Origin of the sequence: Capillimicrobium parvum, from assembly GCF_021172045.1 — a bacterium.
Taxonomy (GTDB): Bacteria; Actinomycetota; Thermoleophilia; order Solirubrobacterales; family Solirubrobacteraceae; genus Capillimicrobium; species Capillimicrobium parvum.
Genome location: NZ_CP087164.1, coordinates 103,673 through 122,968 on the forward strand (window position 1 = coordinate 103,673; position 19,296 = coordinate 122,968).

18 protein-coding genes are annotated in these 19,296 nt (G+C 73.7%); 12 read left to right on the forward strand and 6 right to left on the reverse strand.

Going from position 1 to position 19,296, the window contains the following annotated elements; genetic code table 11:
- Nucleotides 1-10 precede the first annotated feature (10 nt).
- From fliQ to flhB, 3 genes are read left to right on the forward strand one after another with little or no spacing between them, the layout of a single operon-like run.
- On the forward strand, nucleotides 11-283 hold the full coding sequence (gene fliQ, locus DSM104329_RS00530) for a flagellar biosynthesis protein FliQ (protein ID WP_259313436.1): 273 nt from the start codon (nucleotides 11-13) through the stop codon (nucleotides 281-283).
- 29 nt (nucleotides 284-312) lie between these two features.
- Complete coding sequence (gene fliR, locus DSM104329_RS00535) at nucleotides 313-1,095, forward strand: flagellar biosynthetic protein FliR (protein WP_259313437.1); 783 nt, start codon at nucleotides 313-315, stop codon at nucleotides 1,093-1,095.
- A 16-nt stretch (nucleotides 1,096-1,111) separates the two neighbouring features.
- Complete coding sequence (gene flhB, locus DSM104329_RS00540) at nucleotides 1,112-2,170, forward strand: flagellar biosynthesis protein FlhB (protein ID WP_259313438.1); 1,059 nt, start codon at nucleotides 1,112-1,114, stop codon at nucleotides 2,168-2,170.
- 211 nt (nucleotides 2,171-2,381) lie between these two features.
- Here flhB and DSM104329_RS00545 read toward each other — a convergent pair whose 3' ends face one another.
- From DSM104329_RS00545 to DSM104329_RS00555, 3 genes are all read right to left on the reverse strand, one after another.
- Nucleotides 2,382-2,990: a DUF1326 domain-containing protein gene (locus DSM104329_RS00545; protein WP_259313439.1), complete on the reverse strand. Its 609-nt coding sequence runs from the start codon at nucleotides 2,988-2,990 to the stop codon at nucleotides 2,382-2,384.
- A 122-nt stretch (nucleotides 2,991-3,112) separates the two neighbouring features.
- Nucleotides 3,113-5,335, reverse strand: a complete 2,223-nt coding sequence (locus DSM104329_RS00550) for a choice-of-anchor D domain-containing protein (RefSeq protein ID WP_259313440.1) — start codon at nucleotides 5,333-5,335, stop codon at nucleotides 3,113-3,115.
- A gap of 37 nt (nucleotides 5,336-5,372) precedes the next feature.
- The gene (locus DSM104329_RS00555; protein ID WP_259313441.1) at nucleotides 5,373-5,978 is read right to left on the reverse strand and encodes a TetR/AcrR family transcriptional regulator; all 606 of its coding nucleotides are present in this window, start codon (nucleotides 5,976-5,978) and stop codon (nucleotides 5,373-5,375) included.
- Nucleotides 5,979-6,089: 111 nt separating this feature from the next.
- On the opposite strand from DSM104329_RS00555, the gene flhA reads away from it, so the two are divergent.
- From flhA to DSM104329_RS00600, 9 genes are all read left to right on the forward strand, one after another.
- Complete coding sequence (gene flhA / locus DSM104329_RS00560) at nucleotides 6,090-8,147, forward strand: flagellar biosynthesis protein FlhA (protein ID WP_259313442.1); 2,058 nt, start codon at nucleotides 6,090-6,092, stop codon at nucleotides 8,145-8,147.
- A 104-nt stretch (nucleotides 8,148-8,251) separates the two neighbouring features.
- Nucleotides 8,252-9,460, forward strand: a complete 1,209-nt coding sequence (locus DSM104329_RS00565) for a hypothetical protein (RefSeq protein WP_259313443.1) — start codon at nucleotides 8,252-8,254, stop codon at nucleotides 9,458-9,460.
- A 67-nt stretch (nucleotides 9,461-9,527) separates the two neighbouring features.
- Nucleotides 9,528-9,866 carry a hypothetical protein gene (locus tag DSM104329_RS00570; RefSeq protein ID WP_259313444.1) on the forward strand — a complete coding sequence of 113 codons (339 nt, stop codon included), beginning with the start codon at nucleotides 9,528-9,530 and terminating at the stop codon, nucleotides 9,864-9,866.
- Between the two features lie 12 nt (nucleotides 9,867-9,878).
- Nucleotides 9,879-10,076 carry a hypothetical protein gene (locus DSM104329_RS00575; protein WP_259313445.1) on the forward strand — a complete coding sequence of 66 codons (198 nt, stop codon included), beginning with the start codon at nucleotides 9,879-9,881 and terminating at the stop codon, nucleotides 10,074-10,076.
- A gap of 64 nt (nucleotides 10,077-10,140) precedes the next feature.
- Nucleotides 10,141-11,376: a glycosyltransferase family 2 protein gene (locus tag DSM104329_RS00580; RefSeq protein ID WP_259313446.1), complete on the forward strand. Its 1,236-nt coding sequence runs from the start codon at nucleotides 10,141-10,143 to the stop codon at nucleotides 11,374-11,376.
- Between the two features lie 270 nt (nucleotides 11,377-11,646).
- Nucleotides 11,647-12,456 (forward strand): flagellin N-terminal helical domain-containing protein, encoded by an 810-nt coding sequence (locus DSM104329_RS00585; RefSeq protein WP_259313447.1) that lies wholly within the window; start codon nucleotides 11,647-11,649, stop codon nucleotides 12,454-12,456.
- Nucleotides 12,457-12,563: 107 nt separating this feature from the next.
- Complete coding sequence (locus tag DSM104329_RS00590; RefSeq protein WP_259313448.1) at nucleotides 12,564-13,223, forward strand: CHAP domain-containing protein; 660 nt, start codon at nucleotides 12,564-12,566, stop codon at nucleotides 13,221-13,223.
- Nucleotides 13,224-13,284: 61 nt separating this feature from the next.
- On the forward strand, nucleotides 13,285-14,439 hold the full coding sequence (locus tag DSM104329_RS00595) for a serine hydrolase domain-containing protein (RefSeq protein WP_259313449.1): 1,155 nt from the start codon (nucleotides 13,285-13,287) through the stop codon (nucleotides 14,437-14,439).
- 49 nt (nucleotides 14,440-14,488) lie between these two features.
- Nucleotides 14,489-16,714 (forward strand): MMPL family transporter, encoded by a 2,226-nt coding sequence (locus tag DSM104329_RS00600; RefSeq protein WP_259313450.1) that lies wholly within the window; start codon nucleotides 14,489-14,491, stop codon nucleotides 16,712-16,714.
- Nucleotides 16,715-16,744: 30 nt separating this feature from the next.
- Here DSM104329_RS00600 and purM read toward each other — a convergent pair whose 3' ends face one another.
- The 3 genes from purM to DSM104329_RS00615 are packed head-to-tail and all read right to left on the reverse strand — an operon-like array spanning nucleotide 16,745 to nucleotide 19,285.
- Nucleotides 16,745-17,806 (reverse strand): phosphoribosylformylglycinamidine cyclo-ligase, encoded by a 1,062-nt coding sequence (purM, locus tag DSM104329_RS00605; RefSeq protein WP_259313451.1) that lies wholly within the window; start codon nucleotides 17,804-17,806, stop codon nucleotides 16,745-16,747.
- Nucleotides 17,803-18,645, reverse strand: coding sequence for an undecaprenyl-diphosphate phosphatase (locus tag DSM104329_RS00610; RefSeq protein WP_259313452.1), 843 nt, complete (start codon nucleotides 18,643-18,645; stop codon nucleotides 17,803-17,805). The genes purM and DSM104329_RS00610 overlap by 4 nt, the downstream gene beginning before the upstream one ends.
- On the reverse strand, nucleotides 18,632-19,285 hold the full coding sequence (locus DSM104329_RS00615; RefSeq protein WP_259313453.1) for a DedA family protein: 654 nt from the start codon (nucleotides 19,283-19,285) through the stop codon (nucleotides 18,632-18,634). The genes DSM104329_RS00610 and DSM104329_RS00615 overlap by 14 nt, the downstream gene beginning before the upstream one ends.
- Nucleotides 19,286-19,296: the final 11 nt, after the last annotated feature.

Below are 19,296 nucleotides of genomic sequence, written 5' to 3' on the forward strand. Positions count from 1 at the left end.
ACTGCCCGCCATGGACCAAGACGTCGTCGTCAGCCTCGCCACGCAGGCGCTCAGCCTGACCATGAAGGTCGCGCTGCCGCTCCTCCTCGCCGGCCTGACCGTCGGCCTGGTCGTCAGCGTGTTCCAATCGGTCACGCAGATCCAGGAGCAGACGCTGACCTTCATCCCCAAGATCCTGGCCACGTTCGCCGTGCTGCTGGTCGGCGGCCCGTGGATGCTCAACCAGCTGCTGAGCTACGCGCAGGAGCTCTGGCTCAGCATCCCGTCGCTCGTCGGCGCCTAGCGGCCGCGCCCGCCCCGCGCCGCCGCCCGATGCCCGACGTCGTCCTGCAGCAGTTCGGGGCCCAGGCGATCACCGGCTTCTTCCTGGTGCTCGCGCGGGTCACGCCGCTGTTCTTCTTCGCTCCGTTGTTCTCGAGCAAGCTCGTGCCGGTGCGCGTGCGCGCGATCGTGGCCGTGGCCCTGGCCATCGGGCTGGCCCCGGTCGTCGCCGGCGGCGAGCACCTGCCGGCCGACCTGTGGACGATCGCGGGGCTGATCCTCAAGGAGCTGCTCGTCGGCATGGCGTTCGCGTTCGCGCTCGGTGCGCTGTTCGCGGCGCTCAGCGTGGCCGGGTCGTTCCTGGACTACCTCATCGGCTTCTCGTTCGGCTCGCTGGTGGACCCCGTCAACGGCACGCAGACCACCGTGCTCGCCCAGCTCTACAGCCTGCTCGGCGTCGTCGTGTTCATCGCCATCGACGGGGACGCCTGGGTCCTCGCCGGTCTGGCCCACACCTACGACGTCGTGGGGGTGACGCAGATGCCGTCGCTCAGTGCGCTGGTCGGCGGCGCGGTGCAGTCGTTCGTCACCATCTTCAGCTCGGCGGTGCAGGTCGCGGGCCCGATCATGCTCGCGCTCGTCCTCACGGACGCGGCGTTCGGACTGGTGTCGCGGGTGGTGCCGTCGCTCAACGTCTTCGGCGTCGGCTTCCCGGTGAAGCTGCTCGTGGGGCTCATCCTGATCGGGGTGACGCTGCCGTACGTCGCCGGCTGGCTCTCGGGCGAGTTGCAGTCCAGCGTGTCGCAGGCGCTACACACCCTCAAGGTCGGATAGGGGAGCTCTCCCGCCCGTGGCCGACAAGACCGAGAAGGCGACCCCGAAACGGCGCGACGAAGCGCGCAGGAAGGGGCAGGTCGCACGGTCGGCCGACCTCGGCGGCGCCGCCGTCCTGCTCGCGGGCCTGTTGGCGCTGGGTGCGACCGGGCCCGCCATCGCCGCCCACCTCGCGGACGTGATGACCTCCACGCTGCAGCTGACCGCCCACCCGGAGGTCGTCAGCGAGCGCGGCCTGCCGTCGGTCCTGCTGGCCATCTGCAAGCACGTCGGGTCGGCGCTGGCGCCCCTGGTGGGCGCGTGCGTCGCCGCGGCGATCGTCGTCAACGTCGTGATGGTGCGCCCGCGGCCGAGCATGGCCGGGCTGAAGCCGGACCCGAAGCGCCTGAACCCGATCAAGGGCGTCAAGAACATCTACGGCCCGCAGGCCGCCTTCGAGCTGGGCAAGTCGCTGACGAAGCTCACCGTCGTGGGGGCCATCGTCGCGGCCGCGCTCGTGCCGCAGCTCACCGAGCTCGGGGCGATGGTCGGCATGGAGCCCGGCGAGCTCGCCGGGGCGATGGCCTCGAGCATCTTCTCCATGGCCAAGCGCGCGGCGATCGCCTACCTCGTCATCGGGGTGATCGACTTCGTCTGGCAGCGCCATCGCACGGACAAGTCGATGCGCATGGACAAGCAGGAGGTCAAGGACGAGGCCAAGCAGCAGCAGCTGCCGGCCGAGGTCCGGGGCGCGATGCGCCGGCGCCAGATGGCCGCGTCGCGCGCGCGGATGATGACCGACGTGCCGACGGCCGACGTCGTCGTGACGAACCCGACGCACTACGCGGTGGCGCTGCGCTACGACGGGTCCAACCCCGCGCCCGAGGTCGTGGCGAAGGGCGTGGACCTGGTGGCGGCGCGCATCCGCGCGATCGCGAGCGAGCACGGTGTGGCGATCGTGCCGGACCCGCCGCTGGCGCGCACGCTGCACGCCTCGGTCGAGGTGGGGCACCAGATCCCCGAGGAGCTCTTCGGCGCCGTCGCGCAGCTCCTCGCGTTCGTTTACCGGACGAGGAAGGTGTTGACGACCCGATAACGGGCGAGTTCTCCTTGCATAGCCCCCTAACAGTCTGCTACCGTACGGCTTGCTCGTCGCCCATATATGCCCGCCGACCCCGGGCGCGACGAGTACGGGTGAATGACCGGCCGGTGTCCTCTCTCCTCTCCTCCGGGCGCCGGCCACTGAATCAGACACCAAAAACGGAAGGTCCCGGCTTCGGCCGGGGCCTTTCGTCATTCTGGGGCCGCTACCCGGCGTAGTCGAACGTCGTCGCGTAGCCGCAGACGCCGCTGAGGTCGAACACGAGCCCCGCGTCCTCGCGGACGCTGAGCCGCTCGGTGACGAGCTCCTCGCCGGCGCGATGATGGCCGGGGATCACGCAGCTCACGGTCGACTCGGTCTCGTAGCGATCGCGGATCTGGACCGAGACGTGGTCGCGGATGCGCAGCCGCTGGCGGCGGCGGGTGTGATGCACGTCGATGTCCACCGATCGCACGGCGACCGCGTCGGCGTTCTTCCACGTCCACGGGAAGTGCGTCTCGGCGTCGCCGCCCAGCCGGCCGCGGAAGATCGCCTCCAGGGCGTCCCGCTGCTGGCCGGTGGCGTTCGCGTCGAGATAGAGGATCCAGGTCCAGGGCGAGCCCGGCTCGTCATCGCTGTAGCGGAGGACGAGCGCGACCGCAAGACCGCCGAGCTGGACCCCGTCCGCGGCGCCCTCCGCGATGACCCACGAGAGCAGGCCCATGCACACGCCGTGCGTCGAGCGCCCGCCGGGGACGCCGTCGATGCGGCGGCACGGGCAGATCGCGTCGCAGTTGCAGGACTCGAAGTAGCTGCCGGCGATTCGCCAACTCATCGCACCCTCCCCCGTCCATGTGGTCGTCCTCGTGCATGTGCTCGTACATGCCCATGATCGCGGCGGGCGCGACGGCTCGCATCCGGTGGGTCCCCTGACGTGCGAGCCCGGGGGCAGGCCCGCTATGTCTCGATCGCGTTGCCCTGGAGCTCGCCGGTGGCCGGCGGGCCGTCCGTCAGGATCTGCACGCCCGCGTTGCGCGGCCCGGCCGCCCCGGTGGGCGCGAAGCGCACCCTGATCGTGCAGAACTCCCTCGGCGCGAGCGTCACCCCGTCGCACGTGTCCCGCGTGATGACGAACTGGTCGGTCTCGCTGCCGGTCAGCTCCGCGGCCCCGAGGGTCAGGTCGCTGCCGCCCGTGTTCTTGACGGTGATGTTGCGGCCCCTGGTCCGGCTGCCCACCGCGACGTCGCCGAAGTCCAGCGGCGACGGCGTCGCGCGGATCGCCGGCGCGGTGGTCCCGCTGCCCGTGATCGAGCTCTCGAGGGTCGGCACCGCGTCGCTGGGCACCTCGAGCGTCGTGGGCTTGCCGCCGGCGCTGTTCGGCGCGAAGCGGATGCGCAGGCTGCACGACTCGCCGGGGCTCAGCGTCGTGCCCGTGCAGTGGTCGCGGTCGGTGGGCATGAGGTACTGGTTGGCGTACTCCCCGGTCAGCGCGATCGACCCGAGCGTGACGTCGCCCTGGCCGACGTTCTTGACGCTCCACGCCCGCAGCGCGGACCGCTGGCCGACCGGCACGGTGCCGAAGTCGACCGGCGCGATCGGGGCGAGCCTGGCCTTCGCCGCCGTCAGCGCGACGCCGCTCAACGGCGCGCCGGCGACGGTCGCTCCGTTGCTGCCGACGGCGAGGAACGAGCTGCGGCCGCCCGGCGAGCCGGTCGGGACGAAGCGCGCCTTGACGATGCACGCCCTGCCCGGGTCGAGCGTGCGCCCGGTGCAGCCGTCGGCGCCGGCGGGGATCTCGAAGTCGGCGAAGTCGGGCGGGGTGAAGCCGACGTCGTCGACTGGGAGCGGCACGACGCCGGTGTTGCGCAGCGCGAAGGACTGCAGGCGCGACGCCCTCCCGAGCTCGACGGAGCCGAAGTCCACGCTCGCTGGCGTCAGCGAGGCCGACGGCCCCACGATCTGCACCTGCGTCGTCAGCGACTCCCCATCGATGGTGGCCGTGACGTCGGCGGTCCCGGCGGCGGCGCCGGAGGTCAACGTGGCGAGCGCCTCGCCGCCGCAGGTGCACGCGGTCGGGTCGATCGCGCCCAGGGTGGTCGAGAACGCGACCGTGAGGTGGTCCGGGACGCCCTGCTCGGGCGGACCGATGTCGTCGCCGTCGCTGTTCGTGTTGAACGAGGCGGTGACGTCGCTCGCGGCGCCGTTCGTGGCGATCGTGGTCGGAGCGGCGCTCAGCGTCATCACCGTCCACGGCGAGACGTCGGCCGGGTCCACGCCCGACGTGTCGTCGCAGCCCGCGGTGTCCGGGCCGGTGTTGCAGCCCCACCAGTTGTCGGTCGCGTCGACCGCCCCGGCGGGCGCCGTGAGGCCCGGATCCGCGGTCGCGGCGATGCGGTTGCCGTGCATCGGCTCACCGCCGGCGAGGGCGCCGGACTCGACGAGGACCCCTCCGCCGCCGAGGTCGAAGACGTCGTTGTCGTCGAACGTGATACTGGTCGTCGGGGCGAGGCCCGCGGCGAAGCGGATGCCGTCGCCGTCGCCGTCGGTGAGCTCGTTGTCGGCGAAGAACGGACCCTCGACGTGCTCGAGGACCACGGCGGCGTCGCCGGCGCCGTGGACGGCGCTGAACACCATGATCGGGAACGACCCGTCCTTGAGGTCCACGCCGCGCGCGACGTTCTCGATCAGCGTGTCGACGATGGCGGTCGTCGTGGAGAAGTCGTCGAGGTGGACCCCGGTCGTGCCGGCGGCCGCGGGGCCGCTCGCCGGCCCGAGGGCCATGCCCTGGATCCCGACGCCGTCGGCCTCGATGGTGATCGCCGGGTTCGTGCCGACGCCCACGATGCGCGCCTCGCCGGCCCCGCCGCGGGAGGGGTCGCCGCCCGCCGTGCCGCCGAACGGGCCGTCGATCTCGACGCTCACGCCGACGGTCACCGACTCCGCGTACGTGCCCGTCGCGACGTTGACGTCATCGCCGTTGCCGGACTGCAGGACCGCGTGCTGCACGGTCAGGCACGGCGTGGCCTGGGTCAGGCAGTTGTTGGCCGCGTCGCTGCCGGTCGTCGCGACGTAGCGGTCGGCCGCGGACGCCAGCGCGGGCGCGGCGCCGCAGAGGACGACGATCGTCGCCAGCACCGGCCCCAGCCGCCGCAGCGGCGCGATCCACCGTGATCCCAGCATCCCCATCCCTTCCGTGAGACCGGCACTTGGTGCGACCCTACTGCACCAATCGCAGGGCGTTGGCCCATAGGCGCGTCAGCGTCGCCGTCAGCACCTCGACGTCGTCGGTCACGGCGCCGTGCACGAAGGCGAGGGCGGCCGTCCGGCTGACCATCGAGGAGATGGCGTGCGCGGTCAGCGCCGGGTCGAGCTGCGGGTCGGCCAGCCCGCGCTCCTGCAGCTGTGCGATCGCGTGCGCGTTTCGGGCGGCGAACGCCTCGCCGCGCTCGAGGCGCAGCCGCCGCACGGCGGGGTCGACCGCCGCGACCTGCTCCATGAGCTCCATGAGCCGAGCGTTGCGCCGGTACGCCTCGAGGTACGCGCGGTTGGCCGCCTCGACGACCTCGAGCGGGTCCGCGTCGCCGGCCACCTCGAGCCGCGGGTGCAGCATCTCCTCGCGCAGCTCCTCGAGGACCGCGGCGAACGCCGCGTCCTTGCCGTTGAAGTACGTATAGAACGAACCGGTCGCCACGCCCGCCTCGCGCGCGATGTCGACGATGCGCGCGTCGACGAAGCCGTCGCGCTCGAACACCGTGCGCGCGCCCGCGACGAGCGCGGCGCGCGTGCGCTGCGCGCGCGGGCTGGGGGTGGCGGCGGTTGCCATGCGCGCCACGGTACCCGCCGCCGGGGATCGGCGGTCACGCCCGCTCAAGGCTCGCCGTGCCGGGCCGATCACCGGGGCGACTCGCCCCTTCCACGAGTCGCCCTTCCCCGAATGACCAGCCTGCTCAAGCGCGCCCAGCGCTACTCGGATCTCGTCGCCGCGCTCGTCGTGGTGCTCGTCGTCGTGATGATGGTCGTCCCGCTGCCGCCGATGCTGCTGGACCTGATGATCACCGCGAACATCTCGGCGGCGCTCGCGGTGGTCATCGCGACGCTCTACCTGCCGCGCGCGCTCGACTTCTCGTCGTTCCCGTCGCTGCTGCTGCTCACGACGCTGTTCCGCCTCGCGATCAACGTCAGCGTCACGCGGCTCATCCTGCTGCACGGCGACGCCGGCCACGTCGTCGAGGCGTTCGGCAAGTTCGTCGTGGGCGGCAACGTCGTCGTCGGCCTGGTCATCTTCCTCATCCTCATCGTCATCCAGTTCGTCGTCGTGACGAACGGCGCGGGGCGCGTGGCCGAGGTCGGCGCGCGCTTCACCCTCGACGCGATGCCGGGCAAGCAGATGGCGATCGACGCGGACCTGAACGCCGGCCAGATCACCGAGGAGGAGGCCCGGCGCCGGCGCAAGGAGATCAGCGACGAGGCCGACTTCTACGGCGCGATGGACGGCGCGTCGAAGTTCGTCAAGGGCGACGCGATCGCCGCTGTGCTCATCACGTTCGTCAACCTCGCGGGCGGCATCGTCGTCGGCGTCATCCAGCAGGGGATGCCGTTCGGCGAGGCGATCAACCACTTCTCGCTGCTGTCGGTCGGCGACGGCCTCTGCGCCCAGATCCCGGCGCTGCTCATCTCCGTGGCGACCGGCATCATCGTCACGCGCTCGACGTCCGACAAGGACCTCGGCACCGACCTCGCCGGCCAGGTCCTCGGCCAGCGCAAGGCGCCGGTCGTCGCGGGCGCGGTCATCTGCGCGTTCGCGCTGGTCCCGGGCCTGCCGAAGCTGCCGTTCCTGCTCATCGGCGGCCTCATGTTCTTCGGCGGCCGCGCCATGGCGAAGATGGCCGACCGCAAGGCGGCCGAGGAGGCGGCGGTGGCCGCGCTGCCCAAGCCCGTCTCCGAGACGAACCCGAACAACCCCTACGAGGCGCTGGCCATCGACCCGCTCGAGCTGACGATCGGCTTCGGCCTGGTCCCGCTCGTGGACTCGTCGGCCGGCGGGTCGCTGCTGAGCCGCGTGAGCGCCGTGCGCAAGCAGCTCGCCCAGCAGCTCGGCACCGTCGTGCCGAAGGTCCGCATCCACGACGAGGTGGGCCTCGGCTCCCACGAGTACGCGCTGAAGGTCCGCGGCAGCGAGGTCGCCCGCGGCCGCGTGATGGCCGGCCACCAGCTCGCCCTGGACCCGGGCGACGCGTTCGGCAAGGTCTCCGGGGTCGAGACGACCGAGCCGGCGTTCGGGCTGCCCGCCACGTGGATCGCCGACGACGGCCGCGCCGAGGCCGAGGCGCTCGGCTACACCGTGGTCGACGCGGAATCGGTCATCGTCACCCACCTCACGGAGACGATCCGCCGCCACGTCGACGAGCTGCTGACGCGCCAGGACACGCGCGAGCTGCTCGACGGGCTGAAGGAGCAGAACGCGGCCGTGGTCGAGGAGGTCGTCCCGGACCTGCTGACCGTCGGCGAGATCCAGCGGGTCCTGCAGGCGCTGCTCGCCGAGGGCGTCTCGATCCGGGACCTCGGGACGATCCTCGAGGCGATCGGCGACAAGGCCCGCCTCACGCGGGACCCGACGCTCCTGGCGGAGTACGCGCGCCAGGCGCTCGGCCGGACCATCGTCGCGCCCCACGTCGAGAGCGATCACGTCCTCAAGGCGATCGCGCTCGACCCGGCCGTCGAGCAGGAGGTCTCCGACGCGATCGCGACCACGGCGGAGGGCGAGTACCTGGCGATGGCGCCGTCGCGCGCCCAGGCGCTGCTGCAGGCGCTGGCCACGCAGTCCGAGGGCGCGGTCGCGCGCGGGCGCCGGCCCGTCCTGCTGTGCTCCTCGCGCGTGCGCCGTCACCTGCGCCGGCTGTGCTCGCAGGCCCTTCCCCAGCTTTCGGTGTGTGCCTACAACGAGGTCACGCCCGGCATCAACGTCGAGACGATCGGAGTCGTGAGCGCGTGAGACCCCGCGGGTCCCTCCACAGCAACGAACCAGCTCTACGGGGCGAGTCATCAGGAGGCGCCGCCGTCCAGCAGCGCACCTTCCGCGGCCGTTCCCTCGCCGACGTGCTCCCTCAGATCAAGGAGGAGCTCGGCGAGGACGCCGTCGCCGTCGAGGTCCGTCACGGGCGCAGCGGCGGCGTCGGCGGGTTCTTCGCGCAGAAGTGCGTCGAGGTGGACGCCGTGCCCGGGGTCGAGGAGGCTGCGCAGGCGCTGGCGCCGCCGGACGACGCCGACTTCGAGTCGCTCCTGGCCGCGGCGCAGTCGGCGCCCGCCGCCGACCCGGTGGTGAGCGCCGCCGTGCCCGGCAGCTGGGACCAGCTGATCGAGCATGCGCGCGAGGCGGCGGACGAGCGGGCCGCCGTCAGCGAGGTGCCCGGCGCGCCGCGCGCCCGCGAGGGCGCCTCGGCGCTGGCCGCGCTGTTCGCGCCCGATGCCGCGCCGGTCCCGCCCCCGTCGCCTGCGCCCGCCGCGGTCGCCGCTCCGGCTCCCATGGTGGAGGTCGCGCCGTCGTGGCCGGACGCCGCGCTCGCCATCCAGCGCTCGCTCAGCGGGAAGGGCATGGACGCCGGCCTGGTCGCCGAGATCGTCGGCGAGGCGGTCGACCATCTGCTGCCGTTCTCCTCGGAGGGCGCGCTGCGCCCGCTCGTCGCGGGCCAGCTCGCGCGCTGCCTGCCGCCGCTGCCCCGCCGGCGCCCCGGCCGCGTGGTCATCGGCTTCGTCGGCGCGGGCGGAGCGGGCAAGACGAAGTGCGTGTCGCGCCTCGCGCTCGCCTACGCGCGCCGCGGCGACCGGCCGGTCGCCTGCCTCACGCTGCGCCCGAAGGATCACGGCGCCGAGCTCATGGCTGACGTGTCCGAGGCCGGCGTCGCCGTTCACGCGGCCGAGGATGCCGCCGGCGCGTGCGCGTTCGTCGAGCGCCTCGACGAGCGCGCGGTCGTCGTCGTCGACACCCCGGGCGTCTCGCCGAAGGCGGAGGCGGAGCTGCGCGCCCTCGCCGCGGAGCTGCGCCGGCTGCAGCTCGACGAGTGCCACCTGACCCTGCCCGCGACCCTGTCGCCATGGGCGGCGGGCGAGCTGGTCCGCGGCACGCGGTCGCTCGGCGTCGACGCGCTGGCGCTGACGCACGTCGACGAGACCGAGCACCTCGGCGCGGCGATCGGCGCCGCCATCGACGCCCGGCTGCCGATCTCCTACGTCGGCCGCGGCGGCGGCACCCGCGGCGGCCTGCGTCCCGCGCTGGTCGAGGCGCTCGCGCTCGAGCTCGTCGGCTGAGCCATCCGTCCAACGCACCGGCCCCCGCCTGCAGCGGCGGGCCGGTCCCACCGAGGAGTACGGCACCATGGCCAAGAAGAAGGACAAGAAGGCGGCCAAGGGTGGTGGGGCCGACCCCACCACCCCGCGCCTGAGCGCCCATCCGAAGGCGCGCCGACAGATCCGCGCGGCGAAGGCCTGGAGCGGCCTGACCGTGTTCCTGCTCGTCCAGTTCCTCGCGCTTCGCGCCGGGCTGCCGATGTTCGACGCGGGCCTGCGGGCGCTGGCTGCGGGTGTCGCGGCGTACGTGGCGGCGTGGCTGATCGCCGTCGTGATCTGGCGCCAGCTGGCCATGGCCGAGGTCGAGGCGTTCCGGCGGCGGATGGCCGCCGCGGCGAGGTCCGGCGCGGAGGCCGAGGGCGCGTAGCCCTGAGCGCCGGTGCACCAGCGCATCGACCCGATCGGCCCGCGCACGGACGGCCCCGGGTGGGTCATGCCGGTGGCGGGCATGCGCCGCGTGGAGCGGCGCGAGGAGGACGAGCCGCGTCGCGAGCGGGAGCCGCGGCGCCGCTCTCCGTCCCCGCCCCGGCGGGCGGGCGCGCCCGACGCGGCGGGCCACGTCGACGTCGAGGTGTAGTGGTCCGGGCCCGGGGCCCCGCGGCGCCGCCCCGGCCTCACCGAGCGTCGAGTTCCTCAGCGTCATGCTGAGGAAGTCGACGCTCGACGTCCACGCAGCTCAAGTCGCGGCCGCGCCGGCCGATGACCCTGGTGTGCAGGCCTCGATCCTGATCGTGCTCGACGGCGGCGCCGAGCAGGCGCTGCGGTGCCTGGCGTCCATCGCCGCCCTCGACGCCGGCTCGCCCGAGCACGAGGTGGTCATCGTCGACGACGCCTCCGTCGGCCTCGACGGGCTGCTCGCCCGGCTCGACGGCGACGTCGCGGTCGTGCGCACACCGCGCCGCGAGGGCTTCGCTGCCGCCGCGACCCGCGGCCTGCACCGCTGCACCGGCGACGTCGTCGTGCTGCTGCGCGGCGCACCCGAGGTCGCCTCCGGCTTCCTGGGCCCGCTCGTGGCCGCGCTGGCCGACCCGGGCCGCGCGGCCGCCACCGCGGTCACCGCACAGGCGCTCGACGAGCCGGCCGTCGCCGCGCACGCCGTCGCCGTGCGCCGCACCGACGTTCCCGCTCTTCCCGCCGCGCCCGCCGGCCTGGAGATCGCCGCGCTCTGCGCGCAGCTCGCCCGTCGCGGCAGCGTCGATCCGATCGAGCGCAGCGCCGTCGGCGCGCCCGGCGCCCGCACCGGCGGCTGCCGCCGCGCGCCCGGCGAGGCGGTCGAGCTGACGATCGTCATCCCGACCCTCGATGCCGCCGGCGACCGCGTGCGCCGCTGCATCGCCGCCGCACAGGCGACCACCGAGGCGCCCCACGAGATCGTCGTCGTCGACAACGGCGCCCCACCGCAGGGCTTCACCGCGCCCGTCAACGCCGGCCTGCGCGCTGCCCGCGGCCGCTACGCCGTCGTGCTCAACGACGACGTCGAGCTGCTGCCCGGCTGGTGGCCGCCGCTGCGCGCCGCGCTCGACGCGGGCGCCGCCGTCGCCTTCCCGCTGACGATCGACGGCGCCATGCGTACCGACTTCGCCGCCTGGTGCTTCGCGCTCTCGCGCGAGACCCTCGACGAGTTCGCCGTGGCCGAGGGCGAGTTCCTCGATCCCGAGCTCGTCGTCTGGTACCAGGACACCGACCTGCTGCAGCGCCTGCGCGAGGCCGGACGCCCACCGGTGCTCGTCGAGACATCGACGATCCGCCACGGGCTGTCGGAGACCGTCGGCAGCGAGGACCCCGGCCTGCGCGCGTGGATCGCCGCCCAGGTCCGCGCCGATCAGGCCGCCTTCGAGCACCGGCACGGCACCGCCGTGGCCGGCGCCGCACGCTGACGACATCCCACGGGGCCCACGTCCCGCCGGCACGGGCAGCCGGAAGAACTCGTGGGCCGCGACGGCGGTGGTCTCGCCTCGGCGCACAGGCCTGCCGCATGCCGACCGTGCAGGCCGCGGGCCGGCGTCGGCACCCTGGAGCGCTCGTCGCTCCATCAAGCGTCCAGGCGCCCTACAGCCCCCGGTCCCGTCCGCCGACAACCGGGAGGCAGGAGGTGACAAGGAGTTGCCTCCGGGACGATCAACCCACGTTCTCAAGGAGAGAGACGCATGTCCCTTCGCATCCAGAACAACGTCGAGGCCTTCGGCGCCCACCGCAACCTGCAGTCGACCTCGGGCGCGATCTCGAAGTCGATGGAGCGCCTGTCGTCCGGCTACCGCATCAACCGCGGCGCCGACGACGCCGCCGGTCTAGGCATCTCCGAGAAGATGCGCGGCCAGATCAAGGGCCTGGCTCAGGCTCAGCGCAACATCGGCGACGGCGTGTCGATGGTGCAGACGGCTGAGGCCAACCTCGACGAGGTCCACTCGATGCTCCAGCGCGTTCGCGAGCTGGCGGTCCAGTACAACAACTCGACCAACTCGGCGGCCAACCAGTCGGCCATCCAGTCCGAGGTCTACCAGCTCGCGTCGGAGATCGAGCGCATCGGCAGCTCCGCGCAGTTCAACGGCATCTCGCTGCTGAACACGACCGGCTCCGTGACGTTCCAGGTCGGCGCCAACGACGGTCAGGTCATCACGGTGGCCCTGATCTCGCTCGGCTCGACCGTCGGCGGCGGCGTGTCCACCTGGTACAGCCTGGGCACCTCCACGGCCATCTCGCAGATCGACGCGGCCATCGACGGCGTCAGCGCCGCCCGCGCCACGTTCGGCGCGGTGCAGAACCGCCTCGAGCACGCGAACGCGGCCAGCGCGGCCTACCAGGAGAACCTGGTGGCGGCCGAGTCGCGGATCCGCGACGTGGACATGGCGGAGGAGATGATCAACTTCACCAAGAACCAGGTCCTCTCCCAGGCCGGCCAGTCGATGCTGAGCCAGGCCAACCAGTCCAGCCAGGGCGTCCTCTCGCTCCTGCGGTAAGGGTCTCCCTTTCCCGAGCCGCTTGAGGCAATGGCGGGCCGTCCCCTCGGGGGCGGCCCGTCGTCGTCTCCCTCAAGCCCGCGTCCAGGCGTCCGATCACCGGGACGATGAGCGTCACCGAGGCCCTGACCCGCATCTCGCAGATCCAGGCGCTCCTGTCCCCGCACCCCGTCGCGCCTTCCGCCGTGAACCAGGCCGCGACCCCCGCCGTCAACATGGCGGCCTCGACCTCCCCGAGCGGCTCCTTCCAGAGCCTGCTGGCCCAGAACGCCGCGCTCGGCGCGACCGGCAGCGCGACGTTCGCCCCGGCCGGCGCCTCCTCCGGCCCCACCGCCGCGCGCATGCTGCAGATCGCCTCGGCCGAGGTCGGCCAGGCCGAGCAGCCTCCGGGCTCCAACGACTCCACGCGCATCGCGCAGTACCGCGCGGCGACCGCCGGCTCCGGCGTCGGCCCGTGGTGCGCCTACTTCACCTCCTGGGTGGCCAATCAGGCCGGCGCGCCGATCGGCGAGGCCGGCCAGGGCTTCGGCGCGGTGCAGTCCGTCGCCGACTGGGCCCAGCGCACCGGACGCTGGACCGCCGCCGGCAGCGGCGCGCCGCAGCCCGGTGACCTGATCGTCTGGGGCGGGCGCCACATCGGCATCGTCGAGTCCGTCGGAGCCGACGGCTCCATCAGCACGATCGAGGGCAACTCCTCCGACCGCGTCTCGCGCCGCACGTACGGCGCCGACGGCGGCGGCGCCACAGGCTTCGTGCACGTCGGCTGACCGGGCGTCCCGCGCCGGGCGCGGGTTGCGCCGAGCGCCGCCATCTGGGCAGAGTTGCGCGATGCGGCGATTCCTGGCAGGGATGGGGCTGACCGTGCTCGCGGTCGCGGTGTGCCTGACGGCGGGCGTGAGCGCCGCCGGCGCGGCGGCGTCCAAGCGCGACGCAGCGCTGACGAAGGGCGTCCGCGGAGCCCTCGCCCACGCCGACGTGTCCGGCGCGATCGTCGGCGTCTGGCAGCGAGGCCGGCGGCCGTACCTGCGCGCCTTCGGGACGCGCGACCCCGCGACGAACGAGCCGATGGCGACGAACCTGCACATGCGCATCGGCAGCGTCACGAAGACGTTCACCATCACGGCGATCCTGCAGCTCGTCGACCAGGGCAAGCTCTCGCTGGACGACAAGATCGGGAAGTACATCCCGGGCGTGACCGGCGGCGACCAGATCACCCTGCGTCAGCTCGCGTCGATGACGAGCGGCATCCCGAGCTACACCTTCGACCCGCGGTTCGACGAGGATCTCGTCAGCGACCCGCACCGCGAGTTCACGCCCCAGCAGCTCCTCGGCTACGTCGCGGGACAACCGCTCATGTTCGCGCCGGGAACGAGCTTCGCGTACTCGAACACGAACACGATCCTGCTCGGGCTCGTCGTGGAGCAGGTCTCGGGCCAGTCGCTGCCCGACTACCTGCGGCAGCACATCCTGCAGCCGCTCGGGATGAGCCGGACGAGCTTCCCGCTGACCTCGGACATGCCCGCGCCGTTCGCCCACGGGTTCACGCAGCTGAGCCCGAGTAGTCCGGTCACGGACGCGACGAACTACAACCCGTCGTGGACGTGGGCCGCGGGCCAGCTGGTCTCCGACGCGCACGATCTGCGCATCTGGGCGCGCCGGCTCATCAGCGGCCGCGGGCTCCTGTCGCCGGCGACGCAGCGCGAGCGGCTGGCGTCCGTCGCCGGGCCCGGCGACCCGATCGCCTACGGGATCGGCCTGTTCAACGTCCAGGGCTGGCTGGGGCACAACGGCTCGCTGCCGGGGTACCAGACGCTGACCCTGCGCCGGCCGAAGGCGCGCGCGACCATCGTCGCGCTGCTGACGTCCGACATCGAGGTCGGCGGCCGGGCGCCGAGCACGCTGGTCGGCCAGGCGATCACCAAGGTCATCACCCCGAAGCACGTCTACACGCTGCCCGCGGCGCCCACGGCCGAGCCCGAGTGATCGGCCGCCGGCCCGGCTGACCCGGGCCCAAACGGGGAAACAGGCGGGCATGGAGCAGCCCGCCGAGTCCGCCGAGTCCGACCCCCGGCCCGCGGGGCCGCTGAGCCGAGCGTACGCCCGCCTCGTCACCACGCTGGCGCCGCTCATCGTGCCGGCGTGGATCGCCGCGGCGGTGCTCGCCGTCCTGTACCTGCCGGCAATGGGGCAGGGGGGCGCGCTGGCGGGCTTCGAGCCGAGCGGCTCGCGGGCGGCGGCGGTCGAGGCCCGCTCGGCGCAGCTCTTCGGGACGCCCCTGATCGCGCGGACGCTCGTCGTCCAGCGCGACGCGCAGGGACTTTCGGCCGCCGCGCAGGTGCGTGCGCTCGGCCGCGCTCGAGCGGGGCGCGACCGGGCGCTGCCCGACCTGCGCGGGGTCCTGCCGCTCGTCAACGCCCGCGGGCTCGTCCCCGCATCGCGCGAGACCGGCACGACCGCGATCTCGTATCTGTTCTTCGCGCCCGACAGCTCGGTCGACGACCAGGTGGCGACCGCGCACGCGTTCACCGCCCGCGAGGTCTCGCGGCCCGACGACGCGCTCGTCGGGGTCACCGGCGTGGTTCCGGCGCGCCTCGCCCAGTGGCACGCCATCTCCACCGCGCTGCCGTGGCTGACGCTGGTGACCGTGCTCCTCATCGCCGCCGTCGTCGGCCTGCGCTTCCGGGCGCTCGGGGCACCGCTCGTGTCGCTCGCCGCCGCGGGCATCGCCTACGTCATCTCGACCCGGGCCGTGGGGTGGCTCGACGAGCGCTCCGGCCTGTCGGTGCCGCAGGAGGCCGAGCCCGTCATGGTCGTCCTCCTGCTCGGCATCGTCACCGATTACGCGATCTTCTACCTCGAGTCGACGCGGACCGCGCACGGCCGGGGCCTCGGCCGCTGGGCCGCGGCGCGGACGGGCGCGGCGAGCACGACGCCGATCGTCTTCACCGCCGGGATCCTCGTCGCGGCGAGCACCGGCGCGCTCGTGCTCGGCAACTCCGACTTCTTCCGGGCGTTCGGCCCCGGGCTGGCGCTCACGGCGCTCTTCAGCATGGTGGTCGCGGTGACCTTCGTGCCGGCGGCGCTCGCGCTCCTGGGCCGGGCCGCGTTCTGGCCGCGCGGGGCGCCGGCCGAGCCGGCCGGGCCCGCGACGGCCGGCCGCCGCTTCCGCCTGGCGCGGCTGGCCACCGCGCGGCCGATCGCGCTCGTCGCCGTGCTGGTCTGCGTCGCGCTGGGGCTCGCCGCGGCGAGCGGCCTGCGCGACGCGCGCCTCGCCGTGCCGCTGATGAGCGACCTGCCGGGCGGCGACGAGGCGGCGCAGGCGCAGACCGCCGCGGCGCGGGGCATGGCGCCGGGCATCGTCGCGCCGACGGAGGTGCTCGTCGAGGGGACGGGCCTGAACCGGTCGGCGGCGGCGCTGACCCGGGTGCGCGCCGCGCTGGCCCGTGAGCCGCACGTCGCCGCGGTCGTGGGGCCGGGCGCCGAGACGCAGCGCCTGCCCGCGGGCGTGCTGGTCACCCGCGACGGCCGCGCCGCCCGGTTCGCCGTCGTGCTCTCCGTCGACCCGCTCGGCGCGAACGGACTGGATGCCGTCCGCCGGCTGGAGGCCGACCTGCCCGGCCTCGTGCGCGAGGCGGGCCTGGCCGGCGCCCGCGCCGGCGTCGCCGGCGACTCCGCACTGGGCGCCGAGACGGTCGACGGGATGCTCGCCGACCTGCTGCGCGTCGCCGGCGCGGCGCTCCTCGCCGCGTTCGTCGTGCTCGCGATCTTCCTGCGGTCGCTCGTGGCCCCGCTCATCCTGCTCGCCGCCAGCGTCCTGGCGCTCGCCGTCAGCCTCGGCCTCACCGCGCTGGTCTTCCAGCACCAGCTCGGCTTCGACGCGCTGAGCTGGTACGTGCCGTTCACCGCGGCGGTGCTGCTCATCGCCCTCGGCTCGGACTACAACGTCTTCGTCGCGGGGCGGATCTGGCAGCAGGCCCGGCGCCGGCCCCTGCGCGACGCCATCGCGCTGTCGGCCCCCGGCTCCGCGAAGGCCCTGGTCGTCGCCGGCGTCGCGCTCGCCCTCAGCTTCGCGTCGCTGGCGATCGTCCCGCTGCGGTCCTTCCGCGAGCTCGCCTTTGCCATGGCGTGCGGCGTCCTGCTGGAGACGTTCCTCGTCCGGCCGGTCCTCGTGCCGTCGCTGCTCGCGGTCGTACGCCCGCGCGTGCGCGGCGCGGAGCGGCTGCCGCGCGACCCCGAGACGCCGACCGTCGCGGGGTAGCCGGCGCGCCGGACGCGCCGGCGCGGCCGCTCAGGCGGGGTAGCCGATCTCGCCGGCACGGCCGGTGACCGTGCCGATCCGCTCCGCGCCCGGGTGGTGCGCGTCCAGCAGCGCGACGGCCTCGACCGCGCGGTCGGCGGGCACGACGCAGACGAAGCCGCAGCCCATGTTGAAGACGTCCCACATCTCGCGCGCGTCGACCTCGCCCAGGCGCTCGACGAGCGCGAAGATGCCGGGGACGGGCAGCGGCGTCTCGATCGCGTAGCCGACGCCGCGGTGCAGCCGCAGGAGGTTCGTCAGGCCGCCGCCGGTGATGTGCGCGAGCCCGTGGACCGGGACGTCGCTGCGCAGGAGGTCGAGCGCGGCGCGGACGTAGATGACCGTCGGCTCGAGCAGGGCGTCGGCGACGGTGTCGCCCTCGAGCTCGGGCGGGCGGTCGTCGTAGCCGAGCGACGACAGCGCCCGGCGGGCCAGCGTGTAGCCGTTGGAGTGCAGGCCGCTCGACGGCAGGCCGACGAGCGCGTCGCCGGGCGCGACGTCCGCGCCCGTGACGATCGCGTCGAGCGCGACGGTCCCGAAGCAGGACGCGCACAGGTCGAAGCCGTGCGGTGACGGGTGTCCGCGGATGAGCTCGGGCAGCACCGCGAGCTCGCCGCCGGGGATCTCGACCCCCGCCGCCTCGGCTCCCGTCTTCAGGCCGCGGGCGATCGCGGCGGCGGCGTCCGGGTCGGCCTGTTCGACGGCGAGGTAGTCGAGGACGGCGATCGGCTCGGCGCCGACGCACACCACGTCGTTGACGTTCATCGCGATGCAGTCGATCCCGACGGTGTCCAGCCGGCCCGTCTCCTCGGCGACGACGAGCTTGGAGCCCACGCCGTCGGTGCCGATCGCGATGCCGAGCTCGTCCGTGACGCGCAGGACGCTCGCGTAGTGGCCGGGCAGGTCGACGACGCGCGACGGCCGGCCGGCCTCGATGGTGCGCAGCACGCCGACGAGCGCGTCGACCGTGCGGTCCGAGGCGGCGATGTCGACGCCGGAGGCGGCGTACGCGTCAGGGGTGTCCACCCCCGGTGGGTCGTTGTGATGGGTCATGCGTCGAGTGGGGGGACCCGCAGGGTCTTGCCTCGATCCTTCCAGAGCCGCCGGATCACGAGCGCCGCGAGCGCGACGCGGTAGGCGGCGTAGGGTGCCAGCGAGCGGTCGCGCTCGACCTGCCGGATCAGCCAGGTGGAGCCGAGGGTGGACGCGAACGACGCCGCGGTGCCCGCCGCGAACGCCCGGCGCACCGGTCCGGGCACGCCCCGGCGCGCGAGCCGGACGCCCTTCAGACCGGTCGCCCCGACGATGATCGGCAGCGCGACGTGGCGCGAGAGCGCGTTGGCGTCCTCGCGGTCGAACCCGCGCGCTCGAGCGGCGGCCAGCGTCGCTCCGTTGCGCGACACGCCGGGCACGAGCGCGCAGGCCTGCGCGAGGCCGAGGGCCAGCCCGTCGCGCCAGTCCGCGTCCGCGCGCGCCCGGCCCGTCGCCCCGAAGCGGTCGGCCAGCGCCATCGCGATCGAGCCCACCACGAGCCCGCCGGCGATCGTCGCCGGCGTGCCCAGCCGGCGCTCGATCGGCCGCTCGAGCGTGTAGCCGGCCACGGCGGGCGGCAGGAACGACAGCGCCACGAGCGTGGCCCGGCGGCGGTCGAACCCGCGCGCTGCGGCGCCGACCTCACCGCGCAGGGCGACCAGCAGCGCCGCCGCGGTACCCGCGTGCAGGGCGACCTCGAAGGCCTTGCGCAGCTCGGGCTCGACGTCGGCGTACTCCCAGCCGAGCAGCCACGGAACCAGCGTGACGTGCCCGGAGGAGGAGATGGGCAGCAGCTCGGCGGGCCCGTGCAGCGCTCCGAGCACGAATGCCTCGCCGAGGCGCAGGTCAGCCGGCGGCATCGGTGGCCGGACGGCTCCGGCGTCCGCGCCGCCAGCGCACCACGAAGAACACGATGGCCGCGACGATCATCACCGCGACCGCGTAGTCGACGTAGTGCAGGCTGTCCTTCCAGTTCTCCCAGTTGGCGCCCACCTGCTTGCCGATGAACGTGAGCATCAGGATCCAGGGCAGGCAGCCCAGGAAGGTGAGGACCGAGAACTTCCAGAACGGCATCCGCGCCACCCCGGCGGGCAGCGAGATGAACGTCCGGATGATCGGCAGCATGCGCGAGAAGAAGACCGCGTAGGAGCCATAGCGCTCGAACCAGCGGTCGGCCCACTCGAGGTGCGACTTCTTGATGTGCAGCGCCTTGCCGTGCTTCTCGAGCAGCTCGATGCGCCCGAAGTAGCCGACCGCGTAGGCGATCCAGGATCCGACGAGGTTCGCCAGCGAGCCGACGAGGACCGCCGCCCACAGCGAGTACTGGCCCTCGGAGACGTTGAACCCGGCGAACAGCATCGTCGCCTCCGACGGGATCGGGATGCACGCGCTCTCGGGAACCATCAGCAGCGCGATGCCCCACAGGCCGAGGTCGCCGACGACGTTGACCGCGAACTCGACGATGGGGTCCGTGATAGAGGCGAGCAGGACCGGCAGCACGAGCGCCTGAG

What these genes read in the sequence shown, in the direction of transcription:
- DSM104329_RS00555 (WP_259313441.1), bottom strand. Translation starts at nt 5,978, where the DNA reads ATGGCAACCGCCGCCACCCCCAGCCCGCGCGCGCAGCGCACGCGCGCC.
- DSM104329_RS00595 (WP_259313449.1), top strand. Translation starts at nt 13,285, where the DNA reads ATGCGGCGATTCCTGGCAGGGATGGGGCTGACCGTGCTCGCGGTCGCG.
- DSM104329_RS00570 (WP_259313444.1), top strand. Translation starts at nt 9,528, where the DNA reads ATGGCCAAGAAGAAGGACAAGAAGGCGGCCAAGGGTGGTGGGGCCGAC.
- fliQ (WP_259313436.1), top strand. Translation starts at nt 11, where the DNA reads ATGGACCAAGACGTCGTCGTCAGCCTCGCCACGCAGGCGCTCAGCCTG.
- DSM104329_RS00545 (WP_259313439.1), bottom strand. Translation starts at nt 2,990, where the DNA reads ATGAGTTGGCGAATCGCCGGCAGCTACTTCGAGTCCTGCAACTGCGAC.
- DSM104329_RS00600 (WP_259313450.1), top strand. Translation starts at nt 14,489, where the DNA reads ATGGAGCAGCCCGCCGAGTCCGCCGAGTCCGACCCCCGGCCCGCGGGG.
- fliR (WP_259313437.1), top strand. Translation starts at nt 313, where the DNA reads ATGCCCGACGTCGTCCTGCAGCAGTTCGGGGCCCAGGCGATCACCGGC.
- DSM104329_RS00585 (WP_259313447.1), top strand. Translation starts at nt 11,647, where the DNA reads ATGTCCCTTCGCATCCAGAACAACGTCGAGGCCTTCGGCGCCCACCGC.
- purM (WP_259313451.1), bottom strand. Translation starts at nt 17,806, where the DNA reads ATGACCCATCACAACGACCCACCGGGGGTGGACACCCCTGACGCGTAC.
- DSM104329_RS00610 (WP_259313452.1), bottom strand. Translation starts at nt 18,645, where the DNA reads ATGCCGCCGGCTGACCTGCGCCTCGGCGAGGCATTCGTGCTCGGAGCG.
- DSM104329_RS00590 (WP_259313448.1), top strand. Translation starts at nt 12,564, where the DNA reads ATGAGCGTCACCGAGGCCCTGACCCGCATCTCGCAGATCCAGGCGCTC.
- DSM104329_RS00550 (WP_259313440.1), bottom strand. Translation starts at nt 5,335, where the DNA reads ATGCTGGGATCACGGTGGATCGCGCCGCTGCGGCGGCTGGGGCCGGTG.
- DSM104329_RS00580 (WP_259313446.1), top strand. Translation starts at nt 10,141, where the DNA reads ATGCTGAGGAAGTCGACGCTCGACGTCCACGCAGCTCAAGTCGCGGCC.
- flhA (WP_259313442.1), top strand. Translation starts at nt 6,090, where the DNA reads ATGACCAGCCTGCTCAAGCGCGCCCAGCGCTACTCGGATCTCGTCGCC.